This is a genomic window from uncultured Arenimonas sp., from assembly GCF_963976025.1.
Taxonomy (GTDB): Bacteria; Pseudomonadota; Gammaproteobacteria; order Xanthomonadales; family Xanthomonadaceae; genus Arenimonas.
The window spans coordinates 1-16,649 of record NZ_CAXBJS010000054.1 but is presented as its reverse complement, the minus strand read 5'-3'; the positions used below and the strand labels follow the sequence as shown (position 1 = coordinate 16,649).

The 16,649-nt window shown below is 66.8% G+C and carries 14 protein-coding genes, 2 tRNA genes and 1 pseudogene; 12 read left to right on the top strand and 5 right to left on the bottom strand.

The genetic code is table 11. The features are described from left to right. Both AACZ35_RS06255 and ppnN read left to right on the top strand, forming a co-directional pair. Positions 1–919: pseudogene (locus AACZ35_RS06255) on the top strand (Oar protein); the annotation flags it as partial. Between the two features lie 140 nt (positions 920–1,059). Continuing rightward, on the top strand, positions 1,060–2,445 hold the full coding sequence (ppnN, locus tag AACZ35_RS06250) for a nucleotide 5'-monophosphate nucleosidase PpnN (protein ID WP_339827237.1): 1,386 nt from the start codon (positions 1,060–1,062) through the stop codon (positions 2,443–2,445). On the opposite strand, the gene AACZ35_RS06245 is transcribed toward ppnN, so the two are convergent. After that, positions 2,442–3,470 (bottom strand): histidine kinase, encoded by a 1,029-nt coding sequence (locus AACZ35_RS06245; protein ID WP_339827235.1) that lies wholly within the window; start codon positions 3,468–3,470, stop codon positions 2,442–2,444. The two genes, ppnN and AACZ35_RS06245, sit on opposite strands and share 4 nt — an antisense overlap. 163 nt (positions 3,471–3,633) lie before the next feature. On the opposite strand from AACZ35_RS06245, the gene AACZ35_RS06240 reads away from it, so the two are divergent. The 6 genes from AACZ35_RS06240 to AACZ35_RS06215 are packed head-to-tail and all read left to right on the top strand — an operon-like array spanning position 3,634 to position 10,659. Beyond that, positions 3,634–4,182 carry a GspH/FimT family pseudopilin gene (locus AACZ35_RS06240; RefSeq protein ID WP_339827233.1) on the top strand — a complete coding sequence of 183 codons (549 nt, stop codon included), beginning with the start codon at positions 3,634–3,636 and terminating at the stop codon, positions 4,180–4,182. 3 nt (positions 4,183–4,185) lie between these two features. Further along, a complete protein-coding gene (pilV, locus tag AACZ35_RS06235; RefSeq protein WP_339827231.1) occupies positions 4,186–4,659 on the top strand; it encodes a type IV pilus modification protein PilV in 474 nt (157 codons plus the stop codon). Next, positions 4,656–5,783, top strand: a complete 1,128-nt coding sequence (locus tag AACZ35_RS06230) for a prepilin-type N-terminal cleavage/methylation domain-containing protein (RefSeq protein ID WP_339827229.1) — start codon at positions 4,656–4,658, stop codon at positions 5,781–5,783. The genes pilV and AACZ35_RS06230 overlap by 4 nt, the downstream gene beginning before the upstream one ends. Beyond that, on the top strand, positions 5,780–6,352 hold the full coding sequence (locus AACZ35_RS06225; RefSeq protein WP_339827226.1) for a PilX N-terminal domain-containing pilus assembly protein: 573 nt from the start codon (positions 5,780–5,782) through the stop codon (positions 6,350–6,352). The genes AACZ35_RS06230 and AACZ35_RS06225 overlap by 4 nt, the downstream gene beginning before the upstream one ends. A gap of 14 nt (positions 6,353–6,366) precedes the next feature. Next, complete coding sequence (locus tag AACZ35_RS06220; RefSeq protein WP_339827224.1) at positions 6,367–10,236, top strand: PilC/PilY family type IV pilus protein; 3,870 nt, start codon at positions 6,367–6,369, stop codon at positions 10,234–10,236. A gap of 3 nt (positions 10,237–10,239) precedes the next feature. Further along, positions 10,240–10,659, top strand: coding sequence for a type IV pilin protein (locus AACZ35_RS06215; RefSeq protein ID WP_339827222.1), 420 nt, complete (start codon positions 10,240–10,242; stop codon positions 10,657–10,659). A gap of 68 nt (positions 10,660–10,727) precedes the next feature. On the opposite strand, the gene AACZ35_RS06210 is transcribed toward AACZ35_RS06215, so the two are convergent. Both AACZ35_RS06210 and AACZ35_RS06205 read right to left on the bottom strand, forming a co-directional pair. Beyond that, positions 10,728–10,804 (bottom strand) — tRNA-Asn (locus tag AACZ35_RS06210). Positions 10,805–10,853: 49 nt separating this feature from the next. Further along, entirely contained in the window at positions 10,854–11,396 is a 543-nt protein-coding gene (locus AACZ35_RS06205) for a GspH/FimT family protein (RefSeq protein ID WP_339827219.1), read from the bottom strand. 150 nt (positions 11,397–11,546) lie between these two features. Between AACZ35_RS06205 and uvrB the strand changes: the two genes are divergently transcribed. From uvrB to AACZ35_RS06190, 3 genes are all read left to right on the top strand, one after another. Continuing rightward, positions 11,547–13,556, top strand: a complete 2,010-nt coding sequence (gene uvrB, locus AACZ35_RS06200) for an excinuclease ABC subunit UvrB (RefSeq protein ID WP_339827217.1) — start codon at positions 11,547–11,549, stop codon at positions 13,554–13,556. Between the two features lie 77 nt (positions 13,557–13,633). Continuing rightward, entirely contained in the window at positions 13,634–13,894 is a 261-nt protein-coding gene (locus AACZ35_RS06195; RefSeq protein WP_339827214.1) for a hypothetical protein, read from the top strand. A 66-nt stretch (positions 13,895–13,960) separates the two neighbouring features. Further along, positions 13,961–14,035, top strand: a tRNA-Val gene (locus AACZ35_RS06190). 82 nt (positions 14,036–14,117) lie between these two features. On the opposite strand, the gene AACZ35_RS06185 is transcribed toward AACZ35_RS06190, so the two are convergent. After that, positions 14,118–14,852 (bottom strand): hypothetical protein, encoded by a 735-nt coding sequence (locus tag AACZ35_RS06185; protein WP_339827211.1) that lies wholly within the window; start codon positions 14,850–14,852, stop codon positions 14,118–14,120. Beyond that, positions 14,849–15,784, bottom strand: a complete 936-nt coding sequence (locus AACZ35_RS06180) for an aminotransferase class IV (RefSeq protein WP_339827209.1) — start codon at positions 15,782–15,784, stop codon at positions 14,849–14,851. Before AACZ35_RS06180 ends, AACZ35_RS06185 begins: the two co-directional genes overlap by 4 nt. A 250-nt stretch (positions 15,785–16,034) precedes the next feature. On the opposite strand from AACZ35_RS06180, the gene AACZ35_RS06175 reads away from it, so the two are divergent. Beyond that, positions 16,035–16,649: TGS domain-containing protein (locus AACZ35_RS06175; RefSeq protein WP_339827206.1), on the top strand; the 615-nt coding region annotated here is incomplete at its 3' end.

The window sequence follows — 16,649 nt, the reverse complement described above, 5'->3', positions numbered from 1 at the left end:
CAACGGCCGCAACGGCGTCTCCAACCGCGCCCTGCGCCCGAACGGCGTCGGCGACGTGTTCCTGATCAGCAACTCCGGCAAGGGCGAGAGCACGCAGCTCACCTTCGGCCTGGACAAGCCGCTGATCGACACCTGGGGTTGGAGCCTGTACTACACCTACACCGAAGCCACCGACGCCAGCCCGATGACCAGCTCGACCAACTCGTCGAACTGGGGCAGCAACCTCATCGGCGACCTGAACTCGGGCATCGCCTATGACTCGCGCTACGCGATCAAGGACCGCTTCACCGGCTCGGTGACCTGGCGCCACAACTTCTTCGCCGACTACGAAACCCGCGTGGGCCTGTTCTACGAAGGTCGTTCGGGTCGTCCGTTCAGCTACATCTTCCGCAACGACGCCAACGGCGACAGCGGCGGCTTCAACGACCTGTTCTACGTGCCGAACGGTCCTGGCGACGTCGTCTTCACCGGCGGCGCGGCGATGGAAGCGAGCTTCTTCGAGTGGCTGGAAGCCAACCCGGACCTGGCCCGCTACGCTGGCCAGATCGCCCCGGCCAACGCCTTCCGCACCGAGTGGGTGAACAGCTTCGACGTTCGCATCACCCAGGAACTGCCGGGCTTCGCCGAAGGCCACAAGTCCGTGCTGGCGCTGGACATCATGAACATCGGCAACCTGCTCAACGAAGACTGGGGCCTGATCGAAGACTACGGCTTCAACTCGACCCAGCAGCTGGCCAACTACGCCGGCATCTGCGGCCCGACCACCACGCTGGCCTCCTGCGCCGGCAACGAGGGTCGTTACGTTTACCACTGGACCGGCCCGGGCACCGGCGCGCAGATCCAGGAAAACAACAACGACAAGGGCAACACCGCCGTTTCCCGCTGGTCGGTCATGCTGAGCTTCAAGTACCAGTTCTGATTCCGGTACTCACGTGACACGGCAACGGCCGGCGGGAAACCGCCGGCCGTTTCCTTTTGTGGCCAGTGGCGCTGCTACACGGGCTTTCCCGGTGCTAGAGTCGGCGGTCACATAACGAAAAGACCAAGAGAAAGCGCACCATGAGCGACACCCATCCCACCGCCGTCACCGTCAACGCCCGCATTTCCCCGCGGGGTGGCCTGGACATCCTTTCCCGCGACGAAGTCGCCCGCCTGGCCGATGCCTCCACCGGCGGCCAGCGCGACCTGCTTCGCCGCTGCGCCCTGGCCGTGCTGACCAGCGGCAGCGACTCCGACGACCCGCGCGCCGCCGCCCAGCGTTACGCCGGCTTCGACATCGAAGTGCACCAGCAGGACCGCGGCATCAAGATCGAGCTGCGCAACGCGCCGGCCGAAGCCTTCGTGGACGGCGAGATCATCCGCGGCATCGCCGAGAACCTGTTCGCCGTCGTGCGCGACATCGTCTACAACGCCAACGAAGTGGCCGAAGGCGGCCGCATCGACCTCGAAACCGGCCCCGGCATGACCGAGGCGGTGTTCGAGATCCTGCGCAATGCGCGGGTGATGAAGTCCTACATGGAGCCCAGCCTGGTCGTGTGCTGGGGCGGCCACTCGATCGGCCGCGACGAATACCTGTACACCAAGCGCGTCGGCTACGAGCTGGGCCTGCGCGGCCTGGACATCTGCACCGGCTGCGGCCCGGGCGCGATGAAGGGCCCGATGAAGGGCGCAACCATTGCCCACGCCAAGCAGCGGCACTGGAAGCCGCGCTACATCGGCATCACCGAGCCCGGCATCATCGCGGCCGAGTCGCCGAACCCGATCGTCAACCACCTGGTGATCATGCCGGACATCGAGAAGCGCCTCGAAGCCTTCGTCCGGCTGGGCCACGGCATCATCGTGTTCCCGGGCGGCGTCGGCACGGCCGAAGAAATCCTGTACATGCTGGGCCTGCTGCTGCACCCCTCGAACAAGGACCTGCCGTTCCCGCTGATCCTGACCGGCCCGCGCGAATCGGCCGCCTACTTCGAGCAGATCGACCAGTTCCTGAAGCTGGCCCTGGGCGACGAGGCCCGCCAGCGTTACCAGATCATTGTTGATGACCCGGTGGCGGTCTCCGTGGCCATGCGCCAGGGCCTGCGCAAGGTGCGCGACCACCGCCTGCACGAGCAGGACGCGTTTTTCTTCAACTGGTCGCTGCACATCCCCTTCGAGTTCCAGCAGCCGTTCGCGCCCACGCACCGGGCGATGGCGGGGCTGAACCTGCACCGCGACCAGCCCCTGCACCTGCTGGCGGCCGACCTGCGCCGCGCGTTCTCCGGCATCGTCGCCGGCAACGTAAAGGAAGAGGGCATGCGCGAGGTGGAAAAATACGGCCCGTTCCGCATCACTGGCGACAAGGACATCATGGCCGCGCTCGACGCGCTGCTGCGCGCCTTCGTCGAACAGCGCCGCATGAAGATCGCCGGCGACTACGTGCCCTGCTACCAGGTCGTCGACGGTTAGCCGACGGGCAGGGTGATGGTGGCCACGTAGCGGCCGTCCAGAACCCGGGTTTCCAGCCGCCCGCGGCCTTCGCTCAGCGCCTCGATGCGTTCGCGCGCCGAGGCCAGGCCGACCTGGTGGCCCGCGGCCGGCTTGCGCCCCGCGGGCGGCAGGTCGTTGCTGACCACCACGCGCACCTGGTCGACTTCCTCCACCACGGTCACGTCCAGCCGCCCGCCCTTGGGCGAGGGCTCGATGCCGTGGCGGATGGCGTTTTCGACCAGGGGCTGGATGGACAGGGCCGGCACCACCACGTCGGGCAGGGTCTCCGGCAGCGTCCAGTTCACCTGCAGGCGGTCGCCGAAGCGCAGGCGCTCGATTTCCAGGTAGCGCCGGGCCAGCTCCAGCTCGCCTTGCAGCGGTAGTTCCGACGGGCCCGACAGGGCCGCGCGGAACAGGTCGGCCAGGTCCAGCAGCAGCTGCTCGGCCTCGCCGGGCCGGGCATGCACCAGGGCGGCGCCGGTATTTAGCGTGTTGAACAGGAAATGCGGCCGGATCCGGGCCTGCAGGGCCTCGAGTTCGGCCTGCTTGGCGCGCACGGCCGCCAGCCGGCCCTTCCAGAAGTTGTGGAAGGCGGCCAGCCCGAGCAGGCCGACGGCGATGGTGATGCCCGAGACCCGCAGGGCCAGGCTGTCCCAGTCCACCCGGCCGGCGGTGCCCTCGGGGTCCAGGTAGGCCCGGATTGAGAATGTGATCAGCCAGCAGACCGCCAGGGCCACGAACAGGGCCACGGCGGCAACCGCCGATGGGCCCAGCCGGTTCAGGGCGCGCCGGGCCAGGAACAGCACCGCCAGGGTCAGCAGGCTGGTCCACTGGATCCAGAGCGAGGCCAGGCCGAAATAGACCATCCGGTCGCCTTGCAGTCCCGGCGCCAGGGCCAGGGCGGCCGCCAGGCCTTCGCCGCCGAGGATCACCCACATGATGGCGGTGGCCTGCCAGAGCATGTCCAGGGGTCGGTTGGCGTGGTTGGGGGAGGGCTCGGCCATGGGTTCCGGGGCAGGGCGATTGATCACCATCATGCCCGCAAACCGGCTGGGCATGGGCCTTTCATGCCGCCCGCCCGGGTCGCCGGCCCGTTCGTCGGCGGTCATTGGCAACCACCCCCGGCTTGGGGATAAGTTGCCCCGGTCAGCCTGTAAAGGATGGGTCATGGGGCGCAACACACACAAATCGGGTGGTTTCACCCTGGTTGAACTGATGGTCGTGCTGGCCGTGCTCGCGGTCCTGATCGGGGTCGCGGTTCCCAGTTTCCAGAACATCACCAACCGCAATCGCCTGACTGCCGTGACCAACGAGATGGTCGCCGCGCTTCAGCTGACCCGCGTCGAGGCGATTCGCCGCAACGCCAGGGTCGTCTTTTGCCCGACCACCGACGGCGCCGCCTGTGGCGGCACCAATTGGCTCAGGAGCATCGTGGTGGCGCCGGGAGGCGAGGTAGTGCGCGAGATCAACTTCGAAGGTGCCGGCCTGGTGGTCAGTCCCAGTGCCAGCGTCGACACCGGGGACCAGATTTCCTTCGGCGCCAGTGGCTTCGCCCGTGCCGGCACCACGGCCGCCAACCGGGCCGGCGGCCTGCGCGTATGCAGCACGTTGGTCAATCCTGACGAGAACGCAAGAGACGTCATGGTCAACGTCAGCCGGATCAGCGTCACAACCGTTGCCAGCGCCGAGTGCGCCGTGGCTCCCGGGAACCAATAGGGCATGCCCATGCGAAACCAGCACACTCTTCCGCGGAGCCAGCAAGGCGCGAGCCTGCTCGAGGTCCTTATCGCCATCCTGATCCTGGCGATCGGGCTGCTGGGCATCGCCGCCCTGCAGGCCGTCACGCTGCGCAACATGCAAGGGTCGGGCGATCGTTCGGTCGCCGTCATCCAGGTCTACGCCATGTTCGACATGATGCGCGCCAATCGCGATGACGCCGTGGACGGCGACTACGACACCGCCGGCTACATCTGCGAGGCCCCCGCAGCCGGGGGGCGCGTCGCTGCCGAGCAGGGCATGTGGATCCAGCAGATGCAGCAGGCCATGGGTCCCGGTACCTGTGGCGAAGTGGACTGCGCCAGCGGCGTCTGCACCGTGAAGGTGCGCTGGAACGAAGACCGCCTGGGCGGCAATGAAGGCAGCACCGACACCGCAGTCACCCAGCACGAACTGACCATGGAGGCGACCCTGTGAACCCGACTGTCCTCCGCCGCGGCCGCCCGGGGCTGGCGTACGCCCAGTCCGGCTTCTCGCTCATCGAACTGATGGTCGCCATGCTGCTCGGCTTCCTGGTTGTCGCGGCCGCCGGCGCCGTGTTCCTTTCCAACAAGCGCGTCTACGCGTCCAGTGAAACCATCGGCCGCATCCAGGAAAACACCCGCGTGGCCTTCGAGCTGATGTCGCGCGACATCCGCGAGGCCGGTGGCAACCCCTGCGGCTCGGCGTCTGTGCCCGTGAACATCCTCGAGGGAAACAACGACATCTTCTGGGATCGCTTCGGCGAAGGCATCACCGGCTACAACCCCGGCACCGTGCTGCCCTCCACGGCAACGGGCACCGCGGCCGGTGAGCGCGTGGCCGGGACGGATGCCATCGAAGTGCATTCCTCCCTGGGTGGTGGCGTTCTTGTGGTTGAACACGACGGTCCCAGCGCGAACCTGCAGGTCACCTCGATCGACGGTTTCGTCGACGGCGACATCCTGCTGGTCTGCAATGTTTCCCAGAGCTTCATCTTCCAGGTCACGGGCTTCAGCTCGGCAGGCGGCGGCATTTCGATCGGGCACAACGCCGGTGGCGGAACGTCCCTCAACTGCAGCCAGACCTTCCAGGTGTTCGACGGCGATGCCGATACCGACTGCAGCCCGGGCGCCAGCAGTGACGTGGACTATTGCTTCACCGCGCTTCCGGGCGACAACCCGCAGTGCGACTTCGGCAGCATCTCCCCGGCCTATGTGGTGCGGCCGGGGACGATCCAGTGGTACGTGGGCAACAACGCCCGGGGCGGCACGTCGCTCTACCGCGCGATCATCCTGAACCGCTCGGGCACGGCCACGCCGAACGTGGTGCTGGCGCGAGACGAAATCGCCGAGGGTGTCCAGGACCTCACCATCACCTACCTCGAGCAGGGCGAAAACGCCTATTCGGACGCCGCCGGCGTGGCTGACTGGGGACGTGTCACGGCCTCTCGCCTCGAGCTGCTGATGACGGGTACCGAAGGCGCCCTGGGCGGCAACGAAATCGCGGGCACCGACGGAGCCGTGCTGTCGCGCACCGTCGCCCACGTCGTGTCGCTTCGCAACCGGGAGGGCACCCTGTGAGCCAGCATAATTTCAAAGCCCCGCAGCGCCAGCGCGGCGTCACCTTGGTCATCGTGCTGCTGCTGCTGATCGTTGTCACCCTGCTGGGCCTGGCTGCGATGCGCGGCAGCATCCTGCAGGAACGCATGGCCGGCAACGTCACCGCGCGAGGTATCGCGTTCCAGAATGCGGAAAGCGCGCTGCGCATCGCCGAAGAATGGCTGCGCGACGCCGATCCGACCGTCCCGTCCTCCGGCTGCAGCGGCGGCGTCTGTGCGATGCCGGTGGACGGCGCTGCACCGGCCTATGAGGCGTCCAACTTCTGGTACACGACCGGAAATTACCGGGCGATCTCGGTAGACGACGAATCCAATATCGCCATGCTGCGCTACACCATCGAGTCCCTGGGCGAAGGCACGGCGAGCGCAACCAGCTCCGGTCCGTCCGAATGCCTTGGCGCCGAAGGCGACGATGCCGGCTGCGTCGGCTCCGATGGTGCGGCCACTGTCCGCAACTACCGAATTACCGCCATTGCAGCAACCGACAATGGAGCCGAAGTCGTGCTCCAGTCGACCTTTCAGATGCCCTGAGGCAGGTGAAGCCCATGAAGCGTTCAAATTCCAGTTCCCGTCCGCAGCGTCCCCTGGTCGCCGCGATTGCCTTCGCTGCCACCTGGCTGGCCCTGCCGGTCTCGTCCGTCATGGCGCAGAGTTTTCCTGACTACCCGCTTCAAACGGGTGCAGGAAACGTAGAGCCGAACATCATGTTCATCCTCGACGACTCCGGCTCGATGGCGTTCGAGACCATGTACAACCCGGACATCGATGACATCGAGGCATGCCTGGACCGCAGCGGCACCAGCTGCAACCGGAGCATCAACATCACCGATGAAGCCTACATCGGCAACACCTTGCATTACGACCCGGCCCAGACCTACCGTCCGTGGATCCAGGCCGACGGCACGCGCATGACCGGCGGCACGACCCTCGATGCCGTGTACGGTTCTTTCAACTTCGTTGGCAACGGAACCGGCGCCGAGGACGACACGCTCAACCTGCTGGCCTCCGGCGACTGCGAAACCTACGACCGCAACGGCAGCAACAGGACGGTGTGCGGCGCCGACGTGCAGACGTTCTACGTTCCCAAGAGCCTCAGCAACACGACCGAGTCTTACCTCGAGAACGCGCTGAACTACTACCGGTACCAGATCCGCACCTACAACGGCAGCCTCCGGTTGATCCGGAGCGAGCTGATGGCTGGTGGTGGTTACGGCAACTTCCCGCCGACCACCACCACCGAGACGGTCACCAACGAGCGGATCGCCGAATGGGACAACGAGGATTTTGGTCGCAACGACTCCCGGAACTTCCCCTTCACGTTGGGCTTCGACGCCACCCTGCTGTATGCGCGGCTGCGTGGTGATGACCCCAACGCCCAGCTTTTCCTGGAGCAGCAAGGGAACGGAAACAACTGGCTGACGCGGTGCACCGGCGTCAACTCCACCAGCAACCGCACCAGCAACGAGGACTGCACCTACGGTCCGGCCACGGCCGGAAACTACCGCGTGCGCGTCACCACGCCCAATGGCAACAACGATTCCGCCAACGACGTCGACATCGACGTGTTCGCAACCTACGAGCGCACGGTCAACGTGGCCCAGGACACCGGCTGCGATGTCACCAACGACGACTATGGCTGGGGCGGCTGCCAGTTCGCCCCGTCGCTGTCGGGCCGCACCGAGGCGCAGGAGCTGATCAACTTCGCCACGTGGTTTTCCTACCACCGGACCCGCATGAAGGTCGCCAAGGCCGGTGCGGCGGAGGCGTTCCACCAGCTGGGCGACAACGTGCGCGTCGGTTACCGGTCGCTGCACCAGAACAACTCGAACACGAACTACAACATCCCGGTGGAGGACGGCAGCAATGGCGTCTTCGAAGGCACGGCGCGAACCACCTGGTTCTCCAAGCTCTTCACCGCCCGTGGCCAGAGCGGCACGCCGCTGCGCAACGCCCTGGAAGGTACCGGTCAGTATTTCGAATCCACTTCTTCGTCAGGTCCCTGGGGCCCGGGGTCCGCGGCCAACCACCTGGCCTGCCGGCAGAGCTTCGCGATCCTGACCACCGATGGCTACTGGAACGGCAGCTACAGCGGCGGCGCCGGCAACCAGGACGGCACTGACGGCCCGGCGATCTACAGCCCGTCCGAAAACACGACGGAGGTGCGCTACACGCCAGCCCACCCGTTCCGCGATGGCGAAGGCGTCAACTACAGCAACACGCTGGCCGACGTCGCCATGCGTTACTGGAAGCGCGACCTGCGGGACGACCTGGACAATATCGTCCCGATTGCAAGCAACAACCCGGCCTTCTGGCAGCACATGGTCACCTTTGGCGTGTCGATCGGCCTCAAGGGCACGGTCGACCAGACTTCGGTCGCCGACGTGCTGGCGGCCGGCCGTCCCCGCATCGGCGGCGTGTTCGCGAACTGGCCCGACCCGACCGACACGGAAAACGAAGAGCGCATCGACGACCTGCTGCACGCTTCGGTGAACGGCCGCGGTGAGTTCATCGCTGCCAAGAACGCTGAAGACTTCGGTACGGCGCTGAACAGCGTGCTGGGCCAGATCCAGGCGCGCCTGGCCTCGGGTTCCAACGTGGCAACCAACAGCACGTCCTACCAGTCCAATTCGCGCATCTACCAGGCGACCTATCGTTCGGTGCAGTGGACCGGCGAGCTGGCCTCGATCCCGATTTCCTCCAGCGGCATCGGCAACACGCCCAGCTGGCTGGTCACCGCCCGGATCAGCGCGACCTATGCCGATGGCAGCACCGCCAACGACTACCACAACCGCACGGTGCTGACCTGGAACGGTAGCCAGGGCGCGAACTTCCCGACGGCCGCACAGACGACGGCGCTGGCCCGGACGGTAGGCGCGTCGCAGGTCACCGGCGCCAACAATGCGTCCTACATCAAGGGCGACCGGACGCTTGAGCGCGCCAACGGCGGCGTGCTGCGCAACCGGCTTACGCCGCTGGGCGACATCGTCAACTCCTCGCCCTTCTACGTCGCGGACACCGAGACGATTTACGTCGGCGCGAACGACGGCATGCTGCACGGCATCGATGCGCTTACCGGCGACGTCGAGTTTTCCTACGTGCCGGCCGGCGTGAACTTCGCCCGCTTGGCGGACATCAGCGACCCGGCCTACGCGCATGCGTACTTCGTGGACGGCCAGGTTTCGGTGACTTCTTCCCGCGTCACCCCAGGCGAGAACTTCCTGGTGGGCGCGCTCGGTCGCGGCGGCAAGGGCGTGTTCGCGCTCGACGTGTCCGATCCGACCGACATGGACCCGGGCAACAACGGCGACGTGCTCTGGGACAAGACCGCCACGGCCGACGCCGACATGGGTTATGTGCTCGGCACCCCGGTGCTGGTGCGCGCCAATAACGGCGAAGTCGTCGCCCTGGTGCCCAACGGCATCGAGAGCACCAATGGCGATGCCGTGCTTTACGTGATCGAAGTCGAGTCGGGCACCGTCCGGGCAAAGATCAATACCGGCAACACCACCGGCAACGGACTGAGCACGCCGCGTACAGCCGACCTGGACGCTGATGGCGACGTGGATTACGTCTATGCCGGTGACCTGCTCGGCAATATGTGGAAATTCGACCTGTCGAGCGCCAACCCGTCCGATTGGGGCGTCGCCTATGGCGGTGAGCCGCTGTTCGTGGCGCGCACGGCCGGCGGTGCGGTCCAGCCGATCACCGGTACGCCGGCTCTTGCCCGCGAGACCGCCGGGAATCGTATCTGGGTCAGCTTCGGCACCGGCCGGTTCATCTATGAGTCGGACGTCAGCAACACCGACATCCAGACGTGGTACGGCGTGATCGATGACGAAGAGTCCGACCTGCGCCGGGCGGACCTGACCGAACGCGATATCGCTGCGGTCGGCACCGATGCTGATGGGCGTGATGTCCGCGCCTTCGAGGCCTACTCCGACCTCCCGGATGATTCGATGGGTTGGTATGTCGATCTCGACGAGCCGCTCGACGGCGAGCGCATCATCGGCTCGGCCCGCGTGAATGGTCGTGCGGTGATCGTCTCGAGCATGGCGCCCACGGTTTCAACGGGCTGCGAAAACGACGGTGCTGGCTTCCTCAACGCCATCGACATGTTCACCGGCACCAGCCCGGAAGCCGCATCCGGCGGTGGCCCGGCTTCGTTCTTCGATCTCGACGGTGACGGCACCGGCACCAGCGACGGCGACTTCCTTACCGACGCGGACGGCAACCGTATCGGCGTCGGCTCGCTCGACACCGGCGTGGGCGCTCACTACGACTCGCGCAACGTCGACGGCGACTACGTCATCTGCGGCTCCAACGGCACCTGCGAACTGGTGGACGGTGGCGAGAACGAAGGTGGGGCTGGCGAAAGCAAGCGCCTGTCCTGGCGCGAACTTTTCGAGGAGGATTGATCGATGAACCGGCTTTCCCGAGTGGCGAAAGGATTCACCCTGATCGAGCTGATGATCGTCGTCGCGGTCATCGCGATCCTGGCGGCGATTGCCTATCCCTCCTACGTGAACTACGTAGTGGACACTCGCCGGGCGACGGCGACGGCCTGCCTTGTCGAGCAAAGCCAGTACATGGAGCGGTACTACACGACCAACCTGGACTACGCGATCCCCGTCGCGAACATGCCCGGGTTCGGGTGCGAGGGCGACCTGGCGGACTTCTACACCTTCAGCTTCGTGGCTGATCCGACTGCGGCGGCTTACACACTGCAGGCCGTTCCCCAGGGTGCGCAGCTTCGTGACAGCGAATGCGGCACGCTCACCCTGAACCAGGCCGGCGTGCGCGGTGAAAGCGGCAGCGGCACCGTGGACGACTGCTGGTAAACCCGGCGCTCGTCATCGGCACCAAAAGAAAAAGGCTCGCAGCGATGCGAGCCTTTCTCTTTATATCTTGGCGCCCGAAGTTGGACTCGAACCAACGACCCCCTGATTAACAGTCAAGTGCTCTAACCGGCTGAGCTATTCGGGCGGGGACGGGCATTTTAAACGACCCGCCCCCGGGGTCAAGCCCCGCGGGTTCAGGGAACGAAGGGGCAGGGCGGTGGTTCGTCCCTTGAAACCCTTGCGTGGCGGGCTCTTCCGGCGATGTTGACCACCACGCTGCCCAGGTGCACGGCGCGCCGGCGGCTGCACAAGCGCAGGCTGGCGTTGTTGCCGCCGGACATGCCCGAGGGCTGGTAGCGCACCCGGTGCCGGCCCACGGTGCCGCGGATCGCCACCGGCCCGGCGTCGCGGGCCTCGACCCACAGCACGTCTTCGGGGCGCGCTGGCTGCGGTTGCCGGAAAGGATCGCGATACACCAGCCAGCCTTCGTCCCAGACCAGATCGGTCCGGCAGTGCTGTCCATCCCCGCTGGGGCATACGGTAACCGGATGCCCGCGCTCGATCGCCGCCATGCGTGCCTGGGCCAGGGCGGCCGTAAGGGCATGGAAGGCCTGCAGCGCCGCCATGCGCTCGCGCAGGCTCGCCAGCGACGGCGCGGCGGCGGCCAGCAGCGCCGCCGTCACCAGCAGCACCATCAGCAGCTCGACCAGGGTGAATCCACGTTGGCTGGACCGCATGACCCGGGCTCCCGGAAACCGGGCTCCAGTCTCGGCAGGCCGGGCCCGCCGGCCCATCGGCCGAAGCCTGAACCGGGGGTCGGGCACGGCGCCGGACGGGCGTCAGCCGGCCGCTATACTGCCCGTTTGGCCCCGCGAGGACCTCCCCCCGTGTCCGAACGATTCCAGCTAGTCGCGCCCTACCAGCCCGCCGGCGAGCAGCCGCAGGCCATCGAGCGCCTGGTCGCCGGCTTCGAGGCCGGCCTGGCCCACCAGACCCTGCTCGGCGTCACCGGCTCGGGCAAGACCTACACCATCGCCAACGTCATCGAAGCCGTGCAGAAGCCGACCCTGGTGCTGGCGCCGAACAAGACCCTGGCCGCCCAGCTCTACGGCGAGTTCAAGAGCTTCTTCCCGCACAACGCGGTCGAATATTTCGTCAGCTACTACGACTACTACCAGCCCGAGGCCTATATCCCGTCCACCGACACCTTCATCGAGAAGGACAGCAACATCAACGAGCACATCGAACAGATGCGCCTGTCGGCGACCAAGGCCCTGCTCGAACGCCGCGACGCGATCGTGGTGGCCAGCGTGTCGGCCATCTACGGCCTGGGCGACCCGAACGAATATTTCCGCATGGTCCTGCACCTGGTGAAGGGCGACAAGATCGACCAGCGCGAGCTGATCCGCCGCCTCACCGAGATGCAGTACAAGCGCAACGACACCGAACTGGTGCGCGGTTCTTTCCGCGTGCGCGGCGAGGTGATCGACGTGCACCCGGCGGAATCGGAGATCGAGGCCCTGCGCATCGAACTGTTCGACGGCGAAATCGAGAACCTGGCGCTGTTCGACCCGCTGACCGGCCACATCAGCCGCAAACTGCAGCGTTTCACCCTGTACCCGAAGTCGCACTACGTCACCACGCGGCGCACCGTGCTCGATGCCATCGAGACGATCAAGGTCGAGTTCACCGAGCGCATGGACCAGCTGTACAAGGCCAACAAGCTGCTCGAAGCCCAGCGCCTGCAGCAGCGAACGATGTACGACATCGAGATGATGGCCGAAGTGGGCTTTTGTTCCGGCATCGAGAACTACAGCCGCCACCTCACCGGCCAGATGCCCGGCGAGCCGCCGCCCTGCCTTTTCGACTACCTGCCGCCGGACGCGCTGCTGGTGGTGGACGAATCGCACGTGACCATTCCGCAGCTCGGCGCCATGTACAAGGGCGACCGCTCGCGCAAGGAAACCCTGGTCGAGTTCGGCTTCCGGCTGCCTTCGGCCCTGGACAACCGGCCGCTGAAGTTCGAGGAATGGGAGCGCCGTTCGCCGCGCGCCATCTTCGTTTCGGCCACGCCCGGCAAGTACGAGATCGAGAAGTCCGGCGACCAGGTGGTCGAGCTGGTGGTCCGCCCGACCGGACTGATCGATCCCGAGGTCGAAATCCGCCCGGTCGCCACCCAGGTCGATGACGTGCTGTCGGAGATCCACGCCCGCGTGAAGCTGGGCGACCGCGTGCTGATCACCACGCTGACCAAGAAGATGGCCGAGAACCTCACCGATTACCTGGCCGAACACGATGTGCGCGTGCGCTACCTGCACAGCGACGTCGATACGGTAGAGCGCGTCGAGATCATCCGCGACCTGCGCCTGGGCGTGTTCGACGTGCTGGTGGGCATCAACCTGCTGCGCGAGGGCCTGGACATGCCCGAGGTGTCGCTGGTGGCGATCCTGGACGCCGACAAGGAAGGTTTCCTGCGCTCGACCGGTTCGCTGATCCAGACCATCGGCCGCGCCGCCCGCAACCTGCGCGGCAAGGCCATCCTCTATGCCGACCGCATGACCAATTCAATGAAGGCCGCGATCGACGAAACCGACCGCCGCCGCCAGAAGCAGGTCGAATACAACCAGACCCACGGCATCACCCCGACCTCGATCGTGCGCGCCGTGATGGACGTGATGGAAGGCGCCCGCAGCGAACCCGAGGACAGCCGCGGCAAGGGCCGCAAGGTGGCCGAGGGCGAGACCGACTACGCCACCCTCGATCCGGCCCGCCTGGCGGCCCGGCTCAAGCAGCTCGAGGCGAAGATGCACCAGCACGCCCGGGACCTGGAGTTCGAGGACGCCGCTCGCGTCCGCGACGAAATCCACCGCCTGCGGGAGCAGGGCCTGATGGCCTGAGCGGCCGGCTTGCATTACTTCTGGCAGGGGGGTAGAACAGGGCCATGGACGGGTGGGGACCCGTCCGGAGACAGCCAATGTCCACCTTGGGGATTCGGGGCCTTCTGGCCGGGGTATTCGTGCTTTCGCTGGGTCTGCTGACCGGGGCCAGCTACGGCGCCACGGGGCTGCCCGCCACCGGCGCTGGCTGGGACGACGCCTCCGAAGGGCCGGCCCTGCTGGACCGCGTGCAGGCCAAGGCCTGCGAATGGAGCCACGGCCTGTCCGGCCGCAGCGACCGCCAGTCTTCCCAGCAGCGCCAGCGCGAATGCGCCCGACGCCACGGCCTGGCCGACTGATCCGCTGAAGACGAAGATCCGCCATTGCCGGCACAGGGGGCGCTTGTTATACTTCGCGGCCCTTGTGGGCGGTTAGCTCAGCGGTAGAGCACTACCTTGACATGGTAGGGGTCACAGGTTCGAAACCTGTACCGCCCACCATCCTTTCCAGGATGGAATCACAGGGATCCAAGGCCGCCTCCGGGCGGCTTTCGCATTTCCGGGCCCCGGGGGCTTGCCGGCCTCAGGGCCGCAGCCGCGCCTCGCGCAGCTTCTCGTAGGCCGGCCGGCAGGCATCCGCGACTGCCTGCGCCGCGTCGTCCAGCACCGGTGCCGGCCGTGCCGACGGTGGCTCGAAGCCCGTGGACTTCCACACCGTGTCGTACCAGTGCGGCGCCCAGACGCCGTCGCTGTCGCGCGGGCCGGGCGGCCAGTGCAGCATGCGCCCGGTGAATTCCAGTCCGAACAGGTCGCAAAGCGCGCGCAGGAAGGTTCCGGGGTCGGCCAGGAAGTCGCCGGAATCGATCACCGTCGGCGACACGCCGCTGGCCGAGGCCAGTTCATCGAACAGCTCCGCCTGCTGCAGCAGGCCGATGTCGGCCGGCTCCACGGTGGCGCGCGAGCGCAGGTAGGACGACACCACTTCGTCGGGATCGCGGATCAGGAATACGTTGCGCAGGCCGTGGATCCAGTCGTGGTCCATGCCCGGCAGCAGGTGGTGGGCCATGTGCTTCTGGTACCAGACCGGCTTGCCGCCGGGCACCGGGCCCAGCAGGGCGTCGGCCACGCGGCGCCAGTCGCTGTCGCCGGCGGCGATCACCTCGTCGCGGCCGGGATGGTCGAGCCCGGTTTTCGCCAGGTAGGCCGCGTACAGCGGTTCGTCGCTGACCGCGCAGTCGGGCCGGTTTTCCCAGGCCCGCATCATCGCCGTGGAAATATTGCGTGGGCCCGACCACATGCCGATGCGCAGCGGACTCAAGCCAGCTTCTCCCCGGCGCGAACCGCGACGTCGCGTTCCACCAGCCCCCGGTACAGCGCCTGCAGCCTGGCCACCATCGGCCCCGGCTTGCCGTCGCCGATGACCCGGCCGTCCACCTCGCGCACCGCCACCAGCCCGGCGAAGGTGCCGGTGCAGAAGGCTTCTTCGGCGGAATAGACGTCGGTGAGCGTGAAGTTCTTCTCGCGCGCCGTGATGCCCTCCTCGGCGCAGGCGCGCAGCACGTTGGCGCGGGTGACGCCGTGCAGGCAGTAGTCGCCGGTGGAGGTCCAGACCTCGCCGCGGCGCACGATGAAGAAGTGGGTGGAATTGCAGGTGGCGACGAAACCGTGCGGGTCGAGCATCAGCGCCTCGTCGGCGCCGGCCTGGGTGGCCTGGATGCAGGCGGTAATGCAGTTGAGCTTGCTGTGGCTGTTCCAGCGCGGGTCCTGCACGTCCGGGTAACCCCGGCGCACGTGCACGGTGAACAGCTTCAGCCCGCGCGCCACCAGCTCGGGCTTGGCCTGCTTGTGCTCGGGGATGATGACGATGGTGGCCGGGCCGGCCGAGGCGCGCGGGTCCTGGTAGGGCGTGCGCTTGGGGCCGCGGGTGACCATCAGGCGCAGGTGCACGCCGTCGTGCATGTCGTTTGCGGCCAGGGTCTCGCGGATGGCGGCTTCCAGGCCCCGCCGGTCCAGGCCGATGTCGAGCATGATCGCCCGCGCGCCTTCGAACAGGCGGTCCAGGTGCTCGTCCAGGAACACCGGCTGGCCCCCGACCACCCGCCGGCCCTCCCAGACCCCGTCGCCCAGCACGAAACCGCTGTCGAAGACCGATACCGTGGCCTCGGCCCGGGGCAGCAGGCGGCCGTTTATCCATATCCGGATATCGGCGTTGCGGGGGTCGTCGTGGAATTCGTGCACGCTCTGGGCCATGCGGGGCTCTCCCTGGGACTGCCCCGAGTCTAGCCCGGCGAACCCGGTTTCCGGGGCGGATTCATTGACTTGGCGGCCTCCCGGGCCTACCTTTGCACCGTTAACCGGCAGAAAAGGTGGCCCCGGGAAACCGGCGCCGAGCGTGCGACATGGACACTACCCTGACTCCGTAGACGAAAGGCCAGGCTTCGCATCCGCGAGGGCGCCTGGCGCCCTTTTTTATTGCCCGAGATTCGTTCCAAGACCCGCCATGATCAACATCACGCTTCCCGACGGCAGCCGCCGTCCGTTCGAAAATCCCGTCACGGTCGCCGACGTCGCCGCCTCCATCGGCCCCGGCCTGGCCAAGGCCGCCCTGGGCGGCAAGGTCGACGGCAGGCTGGTGGACGCCAGCTTCCTGATCGAGAACGACGCCGCGCTCGAAATCGTCACCGACAAGCACCCCGACGCCCTGGAAGTGCTGCGCCACTCCACGGCCCACCTGCTGGCCCAGGCCGTGCAGCGCCTGTTCCCGGGTACCCAGGTCACCATCGGCCCGACGATCGACAACGGCTTTTATTACGACTTCGCCTACGAGCGCCCGTTCACGCCCGAAGACCTGCCGGCCATCGAGGCCGAGATGCAGAAGATCGTCAAGGAAGCCCTGCCGGTCACCCGCAGCGTCAAGACGCGCGACGAAGCCGTGGCTTTCTTCAAGGGGCTGGGCGAGCACTACAAGGCCGAGATCATCGAATCGATCCCGGCCAATGAAGACCTGTCGCTGTACTCGCAGGGCGAGTTCACCGACCTGTGCCGTGGCCCGCACGTGCCGGGCACCGACAAGTTGCGTTCGTTCAAGCTGATGAAGGTGGCCGGGGCCTACTGG

Excerpts from the sequence above, each read along its gene's own strand:
- ppnN (WP_339827237.1), top strand. The coding sequence starts at position 1,060 with ATGAGCGACACCCATCCCACCGCCGTCACCGTCAACGCCCGCATTTCC.
- AACZ35_RS06245 (WP_339827235.1), bottom strand. The coding sequence starts at position 3,470 with ATGGCCGAGCCCTCCCCCAACCACGCCAACCGACCCCTGGACATGCTC.
- AACZ35_RS06240 (WP_339827233.1), top strand. The coding sequence starts at position 3,634 with ATGGGGCGCAACACACACAAATCGGGTGGTTTCACCCTGGTTGAACTG.
- pilV (WP_339827231.1), top strand. The coding sequence starts at position 4,186 with ATGCCCATGCGAAACCAGCACACTCTTCCGCGGAGCCAGCAAGGCGCG.
- AACZ35_RS06220 (WP_339827224.1), top strand. The coding sequence starts at position 6,367 with ATGAAGCGTTCAAATTCCAGTTCCCGTCCGCAGCGTCCCCTGGTCGCC.
- AACZ35_RS06215 (WP_339827222.1), top strand. The coding sequence starts at position 10,240 with ATGAACCGGCTTTCCCGAGTGGCGAAAGGATTCACCCTGATCGAGCTG.
- AACZ35_RS06205 (WP_339827219.1), bottom strand. The coding sequence starts at position 11,396 with ATGCGGTCCAGCCAACGTGGATTCACCCTGGTCGAGCTGCTGATGGTG.
- AACZ35_RS06195 (WP_339827214.1), top strand. The coding sequence starts at position 13,634 with ATGTCCACCTTGGGGATTCGGGGCCTTCTGGCCGGGGTATTCGTGCTT.
- AACZ35_RS06180 (WP_339827209.1), bottom strand. The coding sequence starts at position 15,784 with ATGGCCCAGAGCGTGCACGAATTCCACGACGACCCCCGCAACGCCGAT.